Source organism: Arthrobacter wenxiniae, assembly GCF_013376105.1.
Lineage (GTDB): Bacteria > Actinomycetota > Actinomycetes > Actinomycetales > Micrococcaceae > Specibacter > Specibacter wenxiniae.
The window spans coordinates 44,243-64,183 of sequence record NZ_JAAMFM010000011.1 but is presented as its reverse complement, the minus strand read 5'-3'; the positions used below and the strand labels follow the sequence as shown (position 1 = coordinate 64,183).

The following is a 19,941-nucleotide window of genomic DNA, read 5'->3' as shown; positions in this document are numbered from 1 at the left end:
GCGTCCCGTCGCCACAACACTCGCGGCAGCAGTGGGCAGCCCGCTGCAATAATGGGCCCATGGGAAAGAAAAAGCGTGCCGACACCGCGCCGGCGACAAGCGCCAGCACCCCCGCAACGGTCGCGCTGGCCGCGGCCGGGGTGCCTTTCACTGGCCACGCCTATAGGCATGATCCCGCAGCAGCCAGCTATGGCATGGAGGCGGCCGATGTCCTCGGCGTCGCACCGGAAAGGGTCTTCAAGACCCTCATGGCGGACGTCGACGGGACGCTCACCGTGGCGGTGGTCCCCGTCAACGGCTCGCTCGACCTCAAGGCCCTCGCCCATGCCGTGGGCCGAAAGAAGGCCGCCATGGCCGACCCCGCCGTGGCCCAGCGCCGCACGGGCTACGTCCTGGGCGGCATCTCCCCCCTGGGCCAGCGCCAGCACTCCCCCACCGTCCTGGACGAATCGGCGCTCCAATTTGAGACCATCTACGTCTCCGGCGGCAGGCGCGGCTTCGACGTGGAACTCGCCCCCGCCGACCTCATCGCGCTGACCCGGGCAGCCACGGCCCCCCTCGGCCATCCGGCGCAGCGGGCCGGCACCTAGTCGCGGGGCAGGGTGTAGCGGGGCAGGGTGTAGCGGGCCAGCCGGGGGCGCAGCCACCCTTCGACCGCGTTGTCCCAGCGCTCCGGGTCAACGTTCCATTCCTTGGTGTGCCGGGCCTTGCTGAAGGGCTCGAACGTGACCATTTCCGGGTTGCGCCGGGCGAGCTCCGAGGTGGGCTCGTAGGGCACAAAGTCGTCGTCGACACTGTGCAGGACGAGGGTGGGGGTGCGCAGTTCGACGGCGCGGGAGACCCAGTCCATGCTCTTGAGGTCCACGGGCGCGGCCAGTCCCGTGATGCGCCGCCCCACCGGGTGGCTGAGCATGAGCTGGCTGTAGCGCCCCACGTAGTCGGGGATCCGGTTGAGCTGCGCCTGGTGGGCCAGGACGTTGACCCAGTTGATGACGGGGGCGTCCAGGACCATGGCCAGGATGTGCCGGCGGTTGCGGGCGAGGTCGGCGGCCTGCAGGCTGATGGACCCTCCCATGGAGTAGCCGAACAGCACCACGTCCTTGGCGCCATGGGCCACGGCATAGTCGATGGCCGCCTCCACGTCCCGCCACTCGGTGACCCCCAGCCCATACCGGCGGTCGGGCGCGTAGGGGGCGTCGCCGTCGTTCCGGTAGGAGATGAGCAGGGCGTTCATGCCCAGCAGATGGGCGGCGGGGACGGCCCGCAGGCCCTCGCTGCGGGTGGCGCCGCGGCCGTGGACCATGATGGCCCAGGTGGCCAGGGCGTTGGGCGCACGCATCAGCCAGGCGGGGGCGGGGCCGACGGGCAGCTCGATGGTGACGTCCTCGGCGTCCAGGCCCAGTTCCTGCGGGTGGGCGTAGACGCTGCCGGACCACCAGCCGCGCGTGGCGGTGCGCAGGTCCCCGCCCACCACCTCCAGCACCTCCCGGGTGATGCTGCCTTCGCGCGGGACGTACGCGATGATCCGCCCCACCACGGCATGGGCGCGCCCCCCGTCAAAATAAATGGCGTAGCGGCCTTCGACAGTCGTGTCGGGCGTGGCGTCGAGCACCACCTGCAGCTCGGGCCCGTTGGGAATCACGGCCAGGATGGAGACGTCGTCCGCGCGCGACTTTTCAGGGGTGACCACCCTGCGGGCAAAGTAGGCGGCCAGCGCCGAGGTGGCCGTCACGACGGAGAAGGCTGCCGCCCCGGCCGCCCCGGCACCGAGAATGCCCCACTTGACCCAATGCCCGGGCTGCTGCGCAGAAGTTGCCATGCCCCCATTCTGCCCACGTGCCGGCGGGAGCGTCGAGCGGCGCACCGGCCCGGGCCGAACAAACACCCGCAACATTTTGGCCACAGGCGCCGTTTTGGCCCGCCATCCGCCCTAAGCTGGTGCCATGAGCGACGTGATCATTATCCTGACGGAAGAACCCCTCGGTCCCGGCGATGCCGCCAACATCACCGAGCTGTACAGCCCGGGCGACGACGTCGAGCTGCTGCTGCTCGTCCCGGCCGACACCAGGCGGCATTTGCTGGTGGACGTCATTGACCAGCTGACCATGCTGGACGTGCCCGCCGCCCTGCGCGAGTTCCGCGAAAAGCCGGACGCGGCAACCGTGCGCGCCACCGCGGAGGAGACGCTGCAGGCGTCGCTGGCCGTACTGCTGGCATCGGGGGCCAAGGCCACCGGCCGTGTTGCCGAGGGCGACGCCGTCTCCTCCCTGGTCGCCCAGGTCACCGACTCCGGCGCCCGGCAGGCAGTGGTGGTCACCCGCCCGCATGCCGTGGCCGACACCTTCCGGCAGGACTGGGCGCACCAGGCCCAGCGCAAGCTGGGACTGCCCGTGCTGCACCTGTACGCCGGCTCGGGATTTATTGGCGACTCGTAGGTGTTGAGGATTACATGAGCGATTTTGTTGCACCGACAGTTGTGAAGACCGACGAAGAGTGGAAGCGGGAGCTGAGTCCAGAGGAGTACGCCGTGCTGCGCCAGGCCGGGACGGAACGGCCGTACACGGGCGAGTACTGGGATTCCACGGAGGAGGGCGTGTACGCGTGCCGCGCCTGCGGTGCGGAACTGTTCACGTCCCGGGAGAAGTTTTCCTCGCACTGCGGCTGGCCGTCCTTCTTTGCCCCCCTGGCCGACGGAACCGTGCGTTACCTGCACGACAACTCCTTGGGCATGGAGCGCATTGAAGTCCGCTGCGCCGCCTGCGACTCCCACCTTGGCCACCTGTTCAAGGGCGAGGGCTACGACACCCCCACCGACGAACGCTTCTGCATCAACTCGGTCTCGCTGAAGCTAAGGCAGGCCGGGGCCTAGCAGGCGCCACTGCGGCGCGGACGAGCATATGCAACGCTTGGGCCGCGCCGCTTTTTCATGCCCTCGAGCATGACTGTTTCTAATGCTTAGGAATATCAAACATAAGATTTCCTGTTCCATTGATAGTCTCGGAAAATTGCCGCAGGCGGCAGACCACACCTCAGGAAAGGATGACTCACCATGAGCATCACCGCGGAAGCACGGGACACCGCCCCCGGAACCAACCACCAGGGTCTGGCCACCGACCCCTCGTGGCTTGCCCTCAAGCAGGCCGCCACGAGCCTGCAGGGACTCCAGGCCAAGGACGGCTCGGTTCCCGACCCGGACGTCCGTGCCCGCGCCCAGAAGCTTGTCGAGACCATCACCGGCTCCATCCAGGCCCTGGCGCCGCATTTCCCCCACGACGCCGACTACCTGCGCCTTGCGGTGGAGGACTTCAACAAGTGGGTGGCGGCAGGCCTGGGCGTGCCCGACTTCCTGGACTCCCTGCTCGCGTTCAAGCCGCAGGAGCACCGGGTGGACGGCCTGGGCCACCTGGTGGTATTCCCCATGTACACCCAGAACGGGTCCACCTCCCGCTTCGTGGAGGCCGTCCTGGTGGAGGTCATCTGGCCCGAGTTCATCGGCGAACTGGAAGCCGGCAGCTACTCCAACAAGCTCTTTGTCCCGCTGCGCTTCATCGACTTCACCCCCGGCTACGACAGCAACTCGGCCGTGCTGTTCCCGGAAAGCGTGGCCGTCCGCGAAACCCCCACCTTCACCTGGGGGGCCATCTTCCAGGACCGCGAGGCCGCGCGCTTCCGCCGCGTGGTCCGGGAGGCCGCCTCCGTGACCCGGCTGGATTTGCCGGCGGACGCCGTCGAACTTTTGGACAGCCAGGCGCTCACGCAGGAAACGTTCGTCATGTGGGACCTGATCCACGACCGCACGCACATGCGCGGGGACCTGCCCTTTGATCCGTTCATGATCAAGCAGCGCATGCCCTACTTCCTCTACTCCCTCGAGGAACTGAGATGCGACCTGACCGCGTACCGCGAATCCGTGGCCGTGGAAGGCGACGAGAACGCCTCCCCCGAGGCCCGCCGGCACGCGAAGCTGGTCCAGTACGCCGTGATCTTTGACAGGATCTTCCGCTTCGCCATCACCGGCAGCCGGGTCCGCAATTACGACGGGCTCGGCGGGCAGCTGCTCTTCGCCTGGCTCCACCAGCACCACGTGCTGCACTGGACGGACACCAAGCTCACCATCGACTGGGCCGAGGTGCCCGACGTCGTGATCGCCCTGGGCCACGCGATCGAGGAGCTGTACTGGCGCTCGATCGACCGGCCCAAGCTGGCCCACTGGTTGGCCGCCTACGAGCTGGTCTCCGGCACGCTGACCCCGAACCCGGCCTCCATCTGGGCCAAGGGCCCCGACGCGCTGCCGCTGACGGCCCCGCTGCGCGAGGTCACCGACCAGGTCATGGATGACGAATTCCCGCTTTCCATGTTCTACGAGGCCCTCGCCAAGAAAATGCGCGGCGTCATTGAATCGACCTCCGGCATCACCGGCGCCAGCGAAGCGTAGGTGGGTACTGTTGTAGGCATGAGCGAATCTCCCCTTGTGCTGGTGGCCGGCGGCAGCAGCGCCGCCGGCATCGCGGTTGCCTCCGCGCTGGTGTCCGCCGGTTTCCGTGTCCTCACGGTGGGGTCCGACGCCGGACGCATCGGGGCGGCGGCCGCCCTGACCGGCGGCGCCGTCCCCCTCGTGTGCGACCTCGCGGACCCGGAGGCCGTCGCCGCCATGGGGGACAGTATCCACCGCGAGCATGGCCCCGTCGGAGGCCTGGTCCACCTGGTGGGCGGCTGGCGCGGCGGCAAGGGCCTGGCCGCGCAAAGCGACGCCGACTGGGACTTCCTGCACCGCTCAGTGCTCACCACCCTGCGCAACACCACGCGCGCGTTTTACGACGAGATTGCGGCCTCCGGCTCCGGCCGCATCGCGATCGTCTCCTCCACCTCCGTCACGGCACCCACCCCCGGCAACGCCAACTACGCAGCCGTCAAGGCGGCCGCGGAAACCTGGGTCCGGGCATTGGCCGCGGGGTTCGCCCAGGACGCCAGTCCCGGGCCGGCCGCCGTCGTGCTGGTGGTGAAGGCCCTGGTGGACGACGCCATGCGGGCCGCCTCCCCCGAACGGAAATTTCCCGGTTTCACCGACGTTGCCGTCCTGGGGCAGACTGTGGTGGGGCTCTTTTCCACTCCCGCGGTGCAGCTCAACGGCCACCGCATCGAACTCAACTAGAAGGCTTGCAGTGACCACTGACACCGTTTCCACCCGCGCACGGCTCCACGACCCGGCTGTCCGCAGCTTTGCCTCCGACAACTACTCGGGCGTGCACCCGGAAGTGCTGGCCGCGCTGGCCGCCGCCAACGAGGGCCACCAGGTGTCCTACGGCGAGGACGTCTACACCGCGCGGCTGCAGGAAAAGCTGGTGGAGCTGTTCGGCAGGCCGGTGGAGGTGTTCCCCGTCTTCAACGGCACGGGCGCGAACGTCACCGCCCTCCAGTCACTGCTGCCGCGTTGGGGGGCCGTGGTGTGTGCGCAGACGGCCCACATCAACTGCGACGAAAACGGGGCGCCGGAGCGGGTGGGCGGCATGAAGCTGCTGGCCGTTCCCGCCCCGGACGGCAAGCTGACGCCGGAGCTGATCGACAGGGAGGCCTGGGGCTTCGGCGACGAACACCGCGCCCAGCCGCTGGCGGTCTCCATCACCCAGACCACCGAACTGGGCACCTGCTACACGCCGGCGGAGGTCAAGGCCATCTGCGACCACGCCCACTCGCTGGGCATGAAGGTCCACATGGACGGCGCCCGGCTGGCCAATGCCGCGGCCTTCCTGGACGTGCCCGTGCGCGAATTCACCGCGGACGCCGGTGTGGACATCCTCTCCTTTGGCGGCACGAAGAACGGCATCATGTTTGGCGAGGCCGTGGTGGCCCTGAACCCGGAGGCCGCGGACGGGCTGATCTACCTGCGCAAGATGAACATGCAGCTGGCCTCCAAGATGCGCTTCATTTCCGCGCAGCTGCTGGCCCTGCTGGAGGACGGCCTGTGGCTGAAGTCCGCCGGGCATGCCAACGCCATGGCAGCGAGGCTGCGTGCCGCCGTCGACGCGATCCCCGGCGTGCAGCCCACCCAGGCCACCGAGTCCAACGGCATCTTCGCCGTGCTGCCGCCCGGCGTGGCGGACCGCCTGCGCAGAAGGTTCCGCTTCTATGACTGGAATGAGGCCGCCCGCGAGGTGCGCTGGATGTGCTCCTTCGACACGACCGAGGAAGACATTGACAGCTTTGTGGCCGCCATCCGCGAAGAGGTTGGCGCCTAGGCGCAGGCGCCCCGGCGGCGCGCCTTCACCGATTGGGGGCGGGAACGCCATAGCCTGCCAAGGTGAGCGCACAACCGCAGCTTCCGGCCGAATTCCAGGCAGCCCTGGCCTCGCTGCGTGCCGCCCGCAACCGCCCCGAGCTCAAGCTCGCGGAAATCCCCGCACCGTCCCGGCTTGCACCCTACGGTGTGGCCCTCGGGGCCGAAGTCATGGCCGACGGCGAGGAAGCCGCCACCGGACGGTTCATCCTGCTGCACGACCCCAACGGTTCCTCGCTGTGGGAGGGCACCTTCCGGATCGTCACCTACATCCGGGCCGAGCTGGAACCGGACATCGGCAACGATGCCCTGCTGGGGAATGTCGCCTGGGCCTGGCTGGTTGAGGCCCTGGACGACCACGGGGCCGCATACCGTGCCGCCGGCGGCACGGCCACCCGGATCCTGTCCGAAAGCTACGGCACCCTGGCCGCACGCCCGGACGCCATCGACATTGAACTGCGGGCGTCCTGGACGCCCTGCGGCCCCGCCGTCCGGGCCCACCTGGAAGCCTGGTCCACCATGGTGTGCACGTTTGCCGGCCTGCCTCCCGTGCCCGACGGCGTGACCCTGCTGCGCCAGCGGCGCCGGCGCTGACGGCCGGCAGCCGCCCGCCGGCCCGCCAGTGCCGGAGCCGTTCGCTAGACTGGAGTCATCATGAGTGAACCTGCCACCTCAGCACACAGCCGCGTCCGGATCAAAAAGTCCACCGAGTTGAACAATCCCGGACACGCCCAACCGGCCGCCGCCTCCAGCGCACGGTCCTCTGCCGCCGGCACCTCCTCCACGGGCGGGCCGCCCGCCGCTGCCCAGCAGCAGTCCACCGACGTGGCCGAGGCGCCGCTGACCTCCGTGGTCATCGACGGCGTGCGGGTGGAGCTTGGGGACCTGCCGGACCTGGTGGAGCTGGACATGCCGCGCGAAGGCGTCCCCGAAGTCATTTCCACCCTGCCCGCGCTCAAGCGCTGCGCCGCCGCCCTTGCCGCGGGCCAGGGCCCGGCCGCGGTGGACACCGAGCGGGCCTCCGGCTTCCGCTATGGCCAGCGTGCCTTCCTGGTCCAGATCCGCCGCGACGGCGCAGGCACCTGGCTGATCGACCCCGAGGCCTTCGACGACCTGAAGATCATCGACGAGGCCCTGCGCGGCGTGGAATGGATCCTGCACGCGGCCAGCCAGGACCTGCCCTGCCTGGCGGACGCCGGCATGTGGCCGGACAAGCTCTTCGACACGGAGCTCGCCGCCCGCATCGCCGGCCTGCCGCGCGTGGGGCTCGGCGCCGTCGTCGAATCCCTGCTGGGCTACCACCTGGCCAAGGAGCACTCCGCCGCGGACTGGTCGCGCCGCCCCCTCCCCGAGCCCTGGCTGCGCTACGCCGCCCTCGATGTGGAGGTGCTGGCCGAGCTGGAGGAAGAGCTGGTGGCCAGGCTGGAGGCCGACGGCAAGCTCGACTACGCGGCCCAGGAATTCCAGCACCTCATCGACGCCGGCGTGCCGGCCCCGCGCGTGGACCCGTGGCGGCGCACCTCGGGCTCCCACGCCATCCGCAACCGGGTCCAGCTCGCGGCCGTCCGGGAACTGTGGAACACCCGGGACCGGCTGGCCGAGCACCGCGACATCGCCCCGAGCAGGCTGATCCCCGACTCCGCAATCATTGCCGCCGCCAAGGCGATGCCCACCACCGTCCCGGCGCTGCTGGAGCTTGCCGGCTTCCACGGCCGCGCCGCCAAGCGCGACGCGCCGAAGTGGCTGCATGCCCTGCACGCAGCCAAGGCCAGCACGGACCTGCCGCCGCTGCAGGTCCCCACCAATGCGCCGCCGCCCCCGCGCGTGTGGGCCGAACGCGACGCCGCCGCGGCTGAGCGCTTGGCCACTGCCCGGCCCCGACTGAACAGCCTCGCGGAGCAGCTGAACATTCCCGCCGAAAACCTGCTCACCCCGGACCACCTGCGCCGCATTTGCTGGCGGCCGCCGTCGCCCGCCACGGAAGCCTCAGTCGGAGCAGCCCTGGCCGGACTGGGTGCCCGCCCCTGGCAGGTGGAGAAGACCGCGCCGCTGTTGGCCGAGGCCCTGGCCCACCCCGAGTCCCTGGCGCCCGGGCAACACAAGAACATCGGTAACGGCGACAGCAAACCCGCTGCTGTCCAACTGTGACGCACTTGTTGCTGATTCCGGCCCCCTTTTCAACAACAACTGCGTCTCAGTTTCCGGTTTCCCCTGATGTCGTGACTGCAACTTGTTGAGCTCTTTAGTTACTGGCAAGTAACATGAGGTGTGACACAGCCGCCCGCTTCCTTGGCGTGGCGCGCGTCACATTCATGTCTTTCGCACTGAGGAGCTACAGGTGAGCCAAAATCGGCAGATCAGGGACGTTGTCTTCGTCGACGGCGTCCGCACCCCTTTTGGACGGGCAGGGGACAAGGGCATCTACGCCTCCACGCGCGCCGACGACCTGGTGGTCAAGTGCATCCGCGAACTCATGCGCCTCAACCCGCGGCTCCCCGCCGGACGCATCGACGAGGTGGCCATCGCCGCCACGACGCAGACCGGCGATCAGGGCCTGACCATCGGCCGCACCGCCGCGCTGCTGGCCGGCCTGCCGGCGTCGGTCCCCGGCTTCGCCATTGACCGCATGTGCGCCGGCGCCATGACCGCCGTGACCACCACGGCCTCCGGCATCGGCTTCGGCTCATACGACGTGGTCCTGGCCGGCGGCGTGGAGCACATGGGACACCACCCCATGGGGGCCGGGGCCGATCCCAACCCGCGCTTCATGAGCGAGCGGATCGTGGACCCCGCCGCCCTGAACATGGGCAACACGGCAGAGAACCTGCATGACCGCTTCCCCGCCATCACCAAGGACCGCACGGACGCGTACGCCGTGGCCAGCCAGGCCAAGTTCGCCGCAGCCAGCGCGAACGGCCGGATCCAGCCGGACCTGGTGCCCGTCGCCACGATGAAGCCCGGCCAGGGCTGGACCGTCAACACCGTGGACGAACCACCGCGGCCCGGGACCACCCTGAAGGACCTCGCAGGGCTGAGCACCCCGTTCCGCGCCCACGGCCGGGTCACGGCCGGCAACGCCGCAGGCCTCAACGACGGCGCCACGGTGGCCCTCCTTGCCTCCTCCGACGCCGCCGCGGAACTCGGCCTGCCGGTCAAGATGCGCCTGGTGCAGTTCGCATACGCCGGCGTCGATCCTGAGGTTATGGGGATCGGCCCGGTCCCCGCCACCGAAAAGGCGCTGAAGCTGGCCGGTCTCGGCATCGAGGACATCGGCCTGATTGAAATCAACGAGGCGTTCGCCGTCCAGGTCCTCTCCTTCCTGGACCACTTCGGAATTGCCGACGACGACGCCCGCGTCAACCGCTACGGCGGCGCCATCGCCGTGGGCCATCCCCTGGCCTCCTCGGGCGTGCGGCTCATGACCCAGCTGGCGCGTCAGTTCGAGGAAGACCCCTCCGTGCGCTTTGGGCTGACCACCATGTGCATCGGCCTGGGCATGGGCGCCACCGTCATCTGGGAAAACCCGCACTGGACCCCAACGGTTTCGCCCCCAGGCTCACCCACCGAAGACGAAGGGAGCGCCGCATGAGCGCCCGGGACTTTCAGCAGCTCACCGACCTGTTCCCCGACGAGGTGGTGACGCATTCCCATGTGCAGGACATCGCACTGCCCGGCGTGGACGGAGCCCCCGGCGCCGGCACCTTTGCCCTCATCACCCTCGACAACGGCCTGGACCACAGGCGCCCCAGCACGCTTGGCCCCAACACGCTCGTCGAACTGGGCACGGTACTTCAGGCCCAGCGGGAAAGGGCCGCCCGGGGTGAGATCGCCGGCGTCGGGGTGACCGGCAAGCCGTTCTTCCTGGCCGCCGGTGCCGACCTTTCGGCCGTCAAGGAGCTGAAGGACAAGGAAGCCGGGCGCGCGATGGCACGGCTGGGCCACGACGTCTACTCGACCCTCAACGACCTTGGCGTGCCGAGCTTTGTCTTCATCAACGGCATGGCCCTCGGCGGCGGGCTGGAGATCGCCCTGAACGCGAACTACCGCACGGTGTCCACCGGCGCCGGTGCCCTGGCCCTCCCGGAGGCGTTCCTGGGCCTGGTGCCCGGCTGGGGCGGCGTGTACCTGCTCCCGCGCCTGATCGGACCCGCCAACGCCGTGAAGGTCATGCTGGAAAACGCACTGTCCAACAACCGCACCCTCAGCGGCCCGGAAGCATTCAAGCTCGGCATGGCGGATGCACTCTTTGAACCGGCCGACTTCGTGGAGCAGTCCCTGAACTGGGCGGCCCGCGTGCTGGCCGGCGCCGAAAGCGTCAGCCGGCCCAACGCTGTCGACGAACCGCTCAGCGGGGAGAACAGCGCGGCGTGGGATGCCGCAGTCGACCATGCCAAGGCGTTCGTGGAGGCCAAGACCTCCAACGCCGCCCCGGCCCCCGCCAAGGTGATCGACCTGCTGGAGAAGGGCAGGAACTTCAGCAAGGCCGAATCCTTCGAGGCGGAGGAGGACGCCCTCGCGGAGCTGATGATGACGCCGCAGTTCCGGGACACCGTCTACGCGTTCCTGGACCTGGTGCAAAAGCGCGGCAAGCGCCCCGCCGGCGCCCCGGACGCCACGCTGGCGCGCCCGGTCACGAAGGTGGGCGTGGTGGGAGCCGGACTCATGGCCGGCCAGTTCGCACTGCTTTTTGCCCGCCAGCTCAAGGTGCCCGTGGTCCTGACGGACATCGACGCGGCCCGCGTGGACAAGGGCGTGGGCTACGTGCACGGGGAGGTGGACAAGCTGCTCGCCAAGGGCCGGATCAGCCCGGACGCCGCCAACCGCACCAAGTCCCTGGTCACCGGCTCCGTCACGAAGGACGCCTTCGCCGACGCCGACTTCGTGATCGAGGCCGTGTTTGAAGAGCTCGAGGTGAAAAAGCAGGTCTTCGCCGAGGTCGAGGCCGTCGTCTCCCCCGAGTGCATCCTCGCCACGAACACCTCCTCGCTGTCCGTGACGGCCATGGCGGAAGGCCTCGAGCACCCGGAACGGCTGGTGGGCTTCCACTTCTTCAACCCCGTGGCACTCATGCCGCTGCTGGAGATTGTGCGCGCGCCAAAGACCGGCGACGCCGTACTCGCCACGGCCTTCGCCACCGCCAGGGCGCTGCGCAAGACTGCCGTGCTGGTCAAGGACGCCCCCGCGTTTGTGGTCAACCGGGTGCTGCTGCGGCTCATGGGCGAGGTCTTCAGGGCATTCGACGAAGGCACGGACGCCCACACGGCCGACAACGCGCTGCGCCCCCTGGGCCTGCCCATGACCCCGTTCACGCTGCTCGCCATGGTGGGACTGCCGGTGGCCCAGCACGTCACGGAGTCGATGCACGCCGCGTTCGGCGACCGGATCGCCGTCTCGGCCAACCTGCAGGCGCTCATCGACGCCGGCAAAAAAGGCCTGTGGGAAAAGGCGGAGGACGGCTCACGGCACATCCCGGCCGACACCCTGGCGCTGCTTTCCTTCGGCACCACTCCGTCCACCGGGGAAGAGCTGCTGGCAAAGACGCAGGACGCGCTCGCGGAGGAGGTCGGCCTCATGCTGGCCGAGGGCGTGGTGGCCGGGCCCGAGGACATCGACCTGTGCATGATCCTCGGTGCCGGCTGGCCCATGCACCTGGGCGGCATCACCCCGTACCTGGACAGGGTCGGGGCCTCGGAGCGTGTTAACGGCAGGCGCTTCCACACCGCCTAGCGATCCCCTGCCCACGCACGACGCCGGCCGCTCACCATGGGTGCGCGGCCGGCGTCGCGCCTCTTGGCCAACGCCCAGTCTTGGCTGATAGGAATAATCCCATGACTGTCGAGCTTTCCCCGGTGCCGCCCCCTGTGACGTCCCCGGGTTCGTCCCCCAGCCGGCGCAACGTCCTCCGGGCCACCACCGCCGTCTGCGGCGGCGCTTGTGCCCTGGCGCTGGCCGGGTGCGTGCCGGCAGCTTCACCGGCTTCCCAAAAGGTGTCCGCGCCGCAACCCATCCCCACGACGGGGAAGCCGGTGCGGGTGGGAAAAATCTCCGAGCTGGCCGTCGGCGCCACCGCCGCGGGCACGGCCAACGGGGTCAACGTGGTGATCTACCGCCCCGACGCAGCCACCGTCCTGGCCTACAGCGACGTGTGCACGCACGCCGGCTGCGCGGTGGTGCCTGACGGTTCCGACTTTAAGTGCCCGTGCCACAGTTCGGTGTTCAAGGGAAGCGACGGCACCGTGGTGTCCGGCCCCGCCAGGGAGGCGCTGCCCCGGTTTGCCGCGGCCATCGACGGCGACTGGATCACCGTGAGCGTCTGACCGGCCGCCATGGGTGTCCTGACGCATGCGCCGCGAGCGGGGTAGCCTAAGGGATGCCTCGTGAAGAGCTCATCCGGGAATTACTGGCCGCGCGCGTGGAACACGCGCGCGGCCAGGTCATGAGGCTGCGCGGCGAAATCCGTGAAGTGACGCTCGCTCACCGCGATACGCCGGCGGATGACGAACACGATCCCGAAGGTTCCACCGTGACGTTGGAGCGGGAGCGGGCCGTCGCCCTGTTGGCGGGCGTTGAAGCCCAACTGGCTGAGTTGCGGGACGCGCAGGAGCGCCTGGCGCACGGAACCTTCGGCACGTGTGAACGTTGCGGGCAACCCGTTCCGGCCGAACGGCTCGAGGTCCGGCCGGAGGCCAGGCACTGCGTGACATGTGCCGGGATTCGGGCGCGCGGGCACTGAAGGCGGCATCCGCCTCGCACTGCGGAGGGAGCCGAACACCCTCACCACCCCGCATGCCGCCGACGCGTCGGGGTTTCACGACTACGCTGTTTTTAGTCTCTGAAGAACGAAAGAGCGGTGGTGTTGACGGTGGGAACCTTGGCAGTGGTTGTTGGTTTGATGCTGGCTACGGTCCTCATGGTTGGCCTCGGGGACCGCATCCGTCTGCCGTATCCAGTGCTGATGATCATTCTTTCTGCCGGTGCGGCATTCATCCCCGGGTTCCCGCAGGTCAAGATCGAGCCCGAACTGATTCTGCCGCTCTTTTTGCCGCCGCTGCTGTTCGCCACCGCGTTGAAGTCATCGTGGTCCGTGTTCCGGGTTCGCTGGCGCAGCATAGTGTTGTTGGCGGTTGCGCTGGTGGTGGTGACGACGGCAACGGTGGCGGGTGCCGCCTGGTTGTTGGTCCCCGGAATTGGCATACCGGCGGCCATTGCGCTCGGCGCCATGGTGGCCCCGCCTGACCCGGTGGCCGTGGAGTCCATTGCCGGGAAGGTCCGGATGCCCCGGCGGCTGAGCGGCGTGCTGCAGAGCGAGGGGTTGTTCAACGACGCCACCGCCATCGTCATTTTCCAGACCGCCGTCGCCGCGGCCGTGGCCGGACAGGACGTTGGGCCCGGCATCATCGTTTCATTTCTGCTCGGGGCCGTTGGCGCGGCCGCCATCGGCCTGGCCGCCGGCTGGGTCACCAAGAAGCTGACGGACTTTGTCACCAATCCCGTGGGGCACAGCGCGGTCACCCTGGTGGTCCCGTTCGCGGTGTACATAGCGGCGGATTCCGTCCACGCCTCGGGCGTCGTCGCCGTCGTCGTCACGGCCTTGGAGATCAGGCGCGGCGGCCGCGCCAATGCTGCGCAGGAGAGGGTCACCGTCAACGCCTTCTGGGACGTGGTGGAGTTGATGGTGACGGGCATCGCCTTTGGCCTGGTGGGCTTGGAAGTGCGCCAGGCAATCGAAGGCCAGGAGACGAACATTGGAGCGCTGATCTGGCCGGCGGCACTGATCTGCGTGCTCTGCTTTGCCGTCCGCGCCGCGTGGCTGGCCCTGCTGGTGCTGCCGAGCCGGCGTCGCGGAGCAGACGCGCCGCCGTCGAACGCGAAGGACGTTGCGGCGCTCACCTGGTGCGGCATGCGCGGCTTGGCAACGTTGGCGCTCGCCCTGGCCTTGCCGTCCACGTTGGCCGACGGCTCGCCGTTCCCCGGCCGCGCGCAGATAGTCCTGCTGGCCGTGGCCGTCTTGTTGAGCACGCTTGTCCTGCCGGGGTTGACCTTGCCATGGCTGATGAAACGGCTTGGCCTGTCGGAATCGCCTGAAACGCAAAAGCAGATGGAACAGGACCTCGCTTCCCGGGCGGAGGAAGCGGCCATGGCCGCCGTGCAGGCTTCCGACCTCCTCGACGGCGTGGATGAGAAGAGGATCGAATGGGTCAAGAGGCAGCTGCTGCAGCTCCACACCGAGCTGGCCGGCACGCCCACCGTCGCGGTCAAGGAGGAACGCTCCGAGTTCCGGGGCTGGGCCATCACCGTCCAGTCCCTGGCCCTCGACGCGGCCAGACAGGAAATGGTGACCGCACGCGGCGAAACGGGCTCGGACACGGTGGCTGCCGACCAGGTGCTGCGCCGCCTGGATTTGCGCACCATGCTGGTGCCGGACTGACAAATACGCCCCTGCCCATTCCCGCCGTCAACGCGTAGGCTGGCAGCAAAGCCCCCGTGCGGGCAGACGCAGAAACCTTGATCATGGGAATCGGGTGCGAATTGTGCATTTGTCAGTCGTGGGAACCACCGACCTTGTCCGCGGGACCGTTCTGGTCCCCAACTCGAAATACCACGCCCACCGCGCGCTGATCCTGGCCTCCCTGGCGCCCGGCACCAGCCGGATCCACGGCCTCAGCGACGCCCGCCATGTCCAGTACACCGTCGCCGCCCTGCGCTCCCTCGGCACACGGATTGATGTGGACGGGGACACGTTCATTGTCCACGGCGGGCCCTACCGGGCCCGCAACGGGGCCGTGTCCGCGGGCAGCTCCGGCACCACCCTGTACTTCCTGGTGGGGCTGGCCGCCCTGGCCGACAGGGATGTGACCGTCAAGGGGCAAAAGTACTTCGCGCACCGGCCCATCGGCCCCCTCCTGGCCGGGCTGCGGCAAATGGGCATTGAGGCGCATTCGCCCAACGACTGCCCGCCCCTGCAGGTGAAGGCGCGGCGGCCCACCGGCGGGCTGGTGCACATTGCCGGCACCCTCTCCCAATGGGTGTCCGGGCTGGTCATGGCCGCGCCCTTCGCGCTGGACGAGACCTCGGTGGTGGTGGACGGGCCGCTGAATGAGCGCACCTACGTGGAGCTGACAGTGCGCATGATGCGCCAGTTCGGCCTGCGGGTGGACGTCTCCGACGACTGGCAGCGGTTCACCATCCCGCCCAACCAGCAGGCCCGCCCCGTCGACCTCGTGCTGCCCCCGGACATTGGCTCGGCCGCGTTCGGCCTCGCCGTGGCTGGGCTCCACCCCGCCGACGTCCTGCTCAAGGGCCTGCGCCAGACCCGTTCCAACGGGACCGACCACCCCGAATCCGAGCTCCTTGACATAGTTGCCGCCATGGGCCTGCCCATGGCGTACGACGCCGAGACGGACTGCGTGCGCGTGCGCCACAACGGCATGCGGCTTGCCCCCGTGGAGGTGGACTGCCGCACCGTGCCGGACATGCTGCCGGTGCTGTCCGTGATGGCGGCCCTTGCCGACGGCGAAAGCGTGTTCCACCATGTGGAGCACGTGCGCCTGAAGGAGTCCGACCGTGTGGTGGCCATGCTGCAGTTGAACTCCATGGGCGCGGACCTGGACTTTGACGGCACGGACCTGCGGGTCCGCGGTGTGCCGCGCCTGGCCAGCGCGCACCTCTCGTCCTTCAACGACCACCGGGTGCTGATGTCACTCGCCGTCGCCGCCTCCGCCGCGGAGGGCCGTTCCCTGCTCACCTACCCGAATGCGTACCGCATCTCCTACCCGATGTTCCTGGACGCCATGCAGACACTGGGGCTGGACATGGAGGTGGAGGCCGGTCCGGCGCGCGAAAGCCGCACGGCGGCGCTGGCCGAGCAGGCCGCCGTCAGCGACGCCCTGGCCCGGGCAGAGTCCGCCGGGGAGCTCACCGCCTCCGACTGGATCCGCAAGTGGGCGGCGGAAAAGCCGCACGCCCTGGCCGTGGTCGACGCCCGCTGGGACACGGCCCCGCACCTGAGCTGGCAGGCGCTGGACGACGACGTGGACCGCGCCGCGGCGGTGTTCCTCTCCCTCGGCGTGGAGCCCGGGGAGCGGATCGCCGTGCAGCTGCCCAACTGGCGCCAGTTCGTGGTGATTGCCGCCGCGGCCATGCGGATCGGGGCCGTCATCTGCCCCATCATGCCGATCTTCCGGCAACGGGAAATGGCGTATGCGCTCCGGCTGTCCCGGGCGCGGATCCTGATCGTGGCCGACAACTTCCGCGGCCGGCAGCATTCGCATGAAACGGCCGCCCTGCTGGACGCGGCGGCCGCCGGCCGCGACCCGGCGCTGGAGGGCATCAAGGTGGAGCACGTTTTCGTGGTGCACGGCACGCCCGGCACGGCACGGCTGATGCCCCCCGGCACCGGCTCGCCGGGCCCGGTGCGCTGGCAGGTCTGGCACCAGGCGCGGGCCGCCGCCCGCGTGGACCGCGCCGCCATCGACGCCCGCGCGCCCCGCCCCGACGACGAGGCCCAGCTGCTGCTGACATCGGGCACGTCCGGGCCGCCCAAGGGCGTGCTCCACACCCACCGCCGCCTGTCACGGGCCGCCGCGCTACAGGCCGCCCAGCTGGGCCTGGACGGCTCCGACACCGTCTTCATCCCCTCGCCGCTGGCACACCAGACCGGCTTCCTCTACGGCATGTGGCTGGCGTTCGTGCTGGGCGCCCCGCAGATTGTCCAAAGCGTGTGGGACCCGGACCGCGCCCTGGCCGTCCTGCGGAACTGGGAGGGCAGCTTTGTCCAGGCGGCCACCCCGTTCCTGACCGACCTGGTGCACGCCGTGGAACGCGGCGGAACCGCGCCCACACGGCTGCACACCTTCGTGGTGACCGGAGCCGCCGTCCCCCGCGCCCTGGCAGAGCGCGCCACCCGCGTGCTCGGCTCGGCCGTCTGCGGCGCGTTTGGCACCACCGAAACGGGGCTCGCCACCCTGTCGGCACCCTACGACCCCCCGGCGAAGGCCTGGGGCACCGACGGCCGGGCGCTGCCGGGCGTCCGGCTGCGCATCATCGACGACGACGGCCGCCCCCTTCCCCCGGGGGCCGACGGCAACCTCGAAATCTCCAGCGACACCGTCTTCGACGGGTACCTGGACCGGCCCGGGCTCGCCGCCGAAACGTTCACCGCCGACCACTGGTACCGCACGGGCGACGTTGCCACCCTGGACGACGACGGCTACCTGCGCATCACGGGCCGCGTGAAGGACATCATCAACAGGGGCGGGGAGAAGCTGCCCGTCTACGAGATCGAACAGCTCCTGCACACCCACCCCGCCATCGCGGAGGTGGCCATCGTGGCCATGCCCGATCCGCGCCTGGGCGAGCGTGCCTGCCTCTTCGCCACGCTGGTCCCCGGCGCCAGCCTGGACTTCGCCGGGGTGCAGGGCTTCCTTGACGGGCACGGCGTCAGCAAGCACTACTGGCCCGAACGGCTCGAGATTGTCGGTGAAATCCCGCGCAACGCCGTGGGCAAGGTCCAGAAGTTCATGCTGCGCGAACGCGCCGCCCAACTGGCGCCCCATCCAGGGGCGGGACCGGCACCCGGGCAGGGGCCGGCGTCGTCCGACCCCTGGAACCCGGAAGAAGGGGACGGCAGCCATGGCGGGTGACCGGCTGGCCGGACTGGACGGGCGCGGCACGGCCGTGGACCGTGAAGAATATGCGCGGCTGCTGGCCGAGGTGACGGCCTGGGTCGAGGGGCCGGGCGAAAAATGGGCCGGCGTGATCGAGTCCACCGGCACTGTGCCGCAGACCCTCCGCACTGAGCTGCGGGAGCGCGGCTTCCTGGGCCTGGCCGCGCCACGCGCGCTGGGCGGGGCGGGACTCTCCTTCACGCAGTGGATGGGGCTCATGGAGGTGTTCTCCAGGTCGCACGCCTCCATCCGGATGATTGTCCACGTGGTCAACGGGACGTGGCGCTCCATGAACCCGCACGCCACGGAGGACCAGCGGCGGCGCTTTGTGGTGCCGTCGGTGGCCGGTGACATCACCGTGGCCTTCACGCTCACCGAACCCGACAACGGCACGGGGGCGGACATCACCTCCACGGTGCGCCGGGACGGGGACAGGTACCTTCTCAACGGCACCAAGCACCTGATCACCTTCGGCGTGGACTGCGACTACTGGCTGCTGTTTGCCCGGCTGGAAGGCAGCCGCGGCAAGGACGGGACCGTGGGGCTGCTGGTGGCAAGGGACTCCCCCGGCGCCACCGTGGAGGACACCTCGAACACCATGGGCGTGCGCGGCACCGACCACGCCCGGCTGACGTTCCGCGACACGCCCGTGCCCGTGGCCAACCGGCTGGGCCAGGAGGGCGACGGGCTCGCCATTGCCCTGGGCGGCTTCCTGACGCCGAGCCGGATCTCGGTGGGCATGAGCTGCGTCGGGCTCGCCGAGCGGGCGCAGGAACTGGCCGTGGCCTATGCCCGCCGGCGCGTCACGTTCGGCAAGCCCATTGCCGCGCGGCAGGCGATTGCCTTCATGCTCGCCGAAAACGCGGCCGACATCCAGGCCGCCAGGGCCCTGGTCATGCACGCCGCCGCGCAGTGGGAAGCGGGCGCCGGCGACGCCGCGGCCCTGTCCTCCATGGCGAAGCTGACAGCCGTGGACATGCTCACCCGCGTCACCGACAAGGCCCTGCAGGTGCACGGCGGGCTTGGCTACTGGAAGTCCGAGCCCATCGAGAGGGTGTACCGGGACGCCCGGGCCCAGCGCTTTGAGGAAGGCACCAACGAAATCCAGAAAGCAGTCATTGCAAAGGATCTCCTGGACCGGGCGGCAGCAAGGGAAGAGGCGGACGCGTGAGCGGAAAGTACAGCGGAAAAGTAGCACTGATCACCGGCTCGTCGCGCGGGATCGGCAGGCACCTGGCGCTGGCGCTCGCCGCGGAGGGGGCCGCCGTCGTCGTCAATTACCGGCGGAACGCGGAACTGGCGGACAACGTGGCTGCCGAGGCCCGCCGGCTGGGCGGGCAGGCCATTTCGGTCAAGGCCGACGTCGAGGACCCGGACGGCATCATGGGGCTGTTCGACGCCGCGGCAGCCGAGTACGGCCGCCTGGACTACTTCGTCAACAATGCCGCCGCCGCCGCGTTCAAGAAGATCGTGGACCTGAAGGTCCATCACCTGGACCGCTCCCACGCCGTGAACCTGCGCCCCTTTGTCCTGGGCGCCCAGGAGGCCGTGAAGCTCATGGACAACGGCGGGCGGATCGTGGCCGTGACCAGCTACGGCAGCATGCGCGGCTTCGCCAGCTATGCCGCGCTGGGCCCGTACAAGGCGGCCGTGGAATCGTTCATCCGCTACATGGCCGTGGAGTTTGCCGGCTACGGGATCAATGTCAACGGGGTCAACGGCGGGCTTATCCAGTCCGACTCCCTGGACTATTTTTACGGGATGCCCGGGATGGCCCCGATGGAGCGGGTGCTGGAAACCATCCCGCTGGGGCGTCCCGGCACCGTGGCCGACATGGCCAACGCCATTGAATTCCTGCTCTCCGACAAGTCCGCCTACATGACCGGACAGACCCTGGTGGTGGACGGCGGGATGACCGTGGCGGCCGCCCCCTACTACCACCAGGTCACGGAGCCGCTGACGCTGCCGGACCGGCCCACGCGCGGGTAGGCGCGTACGCTG

17 protein-coding genes are annotated in these 19,941 nt (G+C 69.4%); 16 read left to right on the top strand and 1 reads right to left on the bottom strand.

Translation table 11 applies throughout. From position 1 onward, the window contains the following. The first annotated feature begins 59 nt into the window (after window positions 1–59). Window positions 60–590 (top strand): Cys-tRNA(Pro) deacylase, encoded by a 531-nt coding sequence (gene ybaK / locus G6034_RS09330; RefSeq protein ID WP_176634840.1) that lies wholly within the window; start codon window positions 60–62, stop codon window positions 588–590. Here the strand turns inward: ybaK and G6034_RS09325 are convergent. Further along, the gene (locus tag G6034_RS09325; RefSeq protein WP_176634839.1) at window positions 587–1,819 is read right to left on the bottom strand and encodes an alpha/beta hydrolase family protein; all 1,233 of its coding nucleotides are present in this window, start codon (window positions 1,817–1,819) and stop codon (window positions 587–589) included. The two genes, ybaK and G6034_RS09325, sit on opposite strands and share 4 nt — an antisense overlap. Before the next feature lie 124 nt (window positions 1,820–1,943). Between G6034_RS09325 and G6034_RS09320 the strand changes: the two genes are divergently transcribed. From G6034_RS09320 to G6034_RS09250, 15 genes are all read left to right on the top strand, one after another. Then, window positions 1,944–2,435, top strand: coding sequence for a hypothetical protein (locus G6034_RS09320; protein WP_176634838.1), 492 nt, complete (start codon window positions 1,944–1,946; stop codon window positions 2,433–2,435). A gap of 14 nt (window positions 2,436–2,449) precedes the next feature. Further along, window positions 2,450–2,869, top strand: coding sequence for a peptide-methionine (R)-S-oxide reductase MsrB (gene msrB, locus G6034_RS09315; RefSeq protein ID WP_176634837.1), 420 nt, complete (start codon window positions 2,450–2,452; stop codon window positions 2,867–2,869). 180 nt (window positions 2,870–3,049) lie between these two features. Continuing rightward, window positions 3,050–4,435: a DUF6421 family protein gene (locus G6034_RS09310; RefSeq protein WP_246295559.1), complete on the top strand. Its 1,386-nt coding sequence runs from the start codon at window positions 3,050–3,052 to the stop codon at window positions 4,433–4,435. 18 nt (window positions 4,436–4,453) lie between these two features. Beyond that, the gene (locus G6034_RS09305; RefSeq protein WP_176634836.1) at window positions 4,454–5,152 is read left to right on the top strand and encodes an SDR family oxidoreductase; all 699 of its coding nucleotides are present in this window, start codon (window positions 4,454–4,456) and stop codon (window positions 5,150–5,152) included. A 10-nt stretch (window positions 5,153–5,162) separates the two neighbouring features. Beyond that, on the top strand, window positions 5,163–6,236 hold the full coding sequence (locus G6034_RS09300) for a beta-eliminating lyase-related protein (protein ID WP_176634835.1): 1,074 nt from the start codon (window positions 5,163–5,165) through the stop codon (window positions 6,234–6,236). A gap of 62 nt (window positions 6,237–6,298) precedes the next feature. Next, on the top strand, window positions 6,299–6,868 hold the full coding sequence (locus G6034_RS09295; RefSeq protein ID WP_176634834.1) for a DUF3000 family protein: 570 nt from the start codon (window positions 6,299–6,301) through the stop codon (window positions 6,866–6,868). 60 nt (window positions 6,869–6,928) lie between these two features. After that, window positions 6,929–8,422, top strand: a complete 1,494-nt coding sequence (locus G6034_RS09290; RefSeq protein WP_218063756.1) for an HRDC domain-containing protein — start codon at window positions 6,929–6,931, stop codon at window positions 8,420–8,422. 190 nt (window positions 8,423–8,612) lie between these two features. Then, entirely contained in the window at window positions 8,613–9,863 is a 1,251-nt protein-coding gene (locus G6034_RS09285; RefSeq protein WP_343038005.1) for a thiolase family protein, read from the top strand. Continuing rightward, on the top strand, window positions 9,860–12,001 hold the full coding sequence (locus tag G6034_RS09280) for a 3-hydroxyacyl-CoA dehydrogenase NAD-binding domain-containing protein (protein WP_176634833.1): 2,142 nt from the start codon (window positions 9,860–9,862) through the stop codon (window positions 11,999–12,001). Before G6034_RS09285 ends, G6034_RS09280 begins: the two co-directional genes overlap by 4 nt. A gap of 101 nt (window positions 12,002–12,102) precedes the next feature. Continuing rightward, window positions 12,103–12,591, top strand: coding sequence for a Rieske (2Fe-2S) protein (locus tag G6034_RS09275; protein ID WP_176634832.1), 489 nt, complete (start codon window positions 12,103–12,105; stop codon window positions 12,589–12,591). A 53-nt stretch (window positions 12,592–12,644) separates the two neighbouring features. Beyond that, window positions 12,645–13,007: a TraR/DksA family transcriptional regulator gene (locus G6034_RS09270; RefSeq protein WP_176634831.1), complete on the top strand. Its 363-nt coding sequence runs from the start codon at window positions 12,645–12,647 to the stop codon at window positions 13,005–13,007. Between the two features lie 129 nt (window positions 13,008–13,136). Next, the gene (locus G6034_RS09265) at window positions 13,137–14,702 is read left to right on the top strand and encodes a Na+/H+ antiporter (RefSeq protein ID WP_176634830.1); all 1,566 of its coding nucleotides are present in this window, start codon (window positions 13,137–13,139) and stop codon (window positions 14,700–14,702) included. A gap of 118 nt (window positions 14,703–14,820) precedes the next feature. After that, complete coding sequence (gene aroA, locus G6034_RS09260; protein WP_218063754.1) at window positions 14,821–17,916, top strand: 3-phosphoshikimate 1-carboxyvinyltransferase; 3,096 nt, start codon at window positions 14,821–14,823, stop codon at window positions 17,914–17,916. Further along, window positions 17,906–19,111, top strand: coding sequence for an acyl-CoA dehydrogenase family protein (locus G6034_RS09255; RefSeq protein WP_176634828.1), 1,206 nt, complete (start codon window positions 17,906–17,908; stop codon window positions 19,109–19,111). Before aroA ends, G6034_RS09255 begins: the two co-directional genes overlap by 11 nt. Beyond that, window positions 19,108–19,929 (top strand): SDR family oxidoreductase, encoded by an 822-nt coding sequence (locus G6034_RS09250; RefSeq protein ID WP_176634827.1) that lies wholly within the window; start codon window positions 19,108–19,110, stop codon window positions 19,927–19,929. The genes G6034_RS09255 and G6034_RS09250 overlap by 4 nt, the downstream gene beginning before the upstream one ends. The last annotated feature ends 12 nt before the right edge of the window (window positions 19,930–19,941 follow it).

Excerpts from the sequence above, each read along its gene's own strand:
- G6034_RS09305 (WP_176634836.1), top strand. The coding sequence starts at position 4,454 with ATGAGCGAATCTCCCCTTGTGCTGGTGGCCGGCGGCAGCAGCGCCGCC.
- msrB (WP_176634837.1), top strand. The coding sequence starts at position 2,450 with ATGAGCGATTTTGTTGCACCGACAGTTGTGAAGACCGACGAAGAGTGG.
- G6034_RS09255 (WP_176634828.1), top strand. The coding sequence starts at position 17,906 with ATGGCGGGTGACCGGCTGGCCGGACTGGACGGGCGCGGCACGGCCGTG.
- G6034_RS09290 (WP_218063756.1), top strand. The coding sequence starts at position 6,929 with ATGAGTGAACCTGCCACCTCAGCACACAGCCGCGTCCGGATCAAAAAG.
- G6034_RS09310 (WP_246295559.1), top strand. The coding sequence starts at position 3,050 with ATGAGCATCACCGCGGAAGCACGGGACACCGCCCCCGGAACCAACCAC.
- G6034_RS09275 (WP_176634832.1), top strand. The coding sequence starts at position 12,103 with ATGACTGTCGAGCTTTCCCCGGTGCCGCCCCCTGTGACGTCCCCGGGT.
- G6034_RS09280 (WP_176634833.1), top strand. The coding sequence starts at position 9,860 with ATGAGCGCCCGGGACTTTCAGCAGCTCACCGACCTGTTCCCCGACGAG.
- G6034_RS09325 (WP_176634839.1), bottom strand. The coding sequence starts at position 1,819 with ATGGCAACTTCTGCGCAGCAGCCCGGGCATTGGGTCAAGTGGGGCATT.
- G6034_RS09270 (WP_176634831.1), top strand. The coding sequence starts at position 12,645 with ATGCCTCGTGAAGAGCTCATCCGGGAATTACTGGCCGCGCGCGTGGAA.
- G6034_RS09320 (WP_176634838.1), top strand. The coding sequence starts at position 1,944 with ATGAGCGACGTGATCATTATCCTGACGGAAGAACCCCTCGGTCCCGGC.
- ybaK (WP_176634840.1), top strand. The coding sequence starts at position 60 with ATGGGAAAGAAAAAGCGTGCCGACACCGCGCCGGCGACAAGCGCCAGC.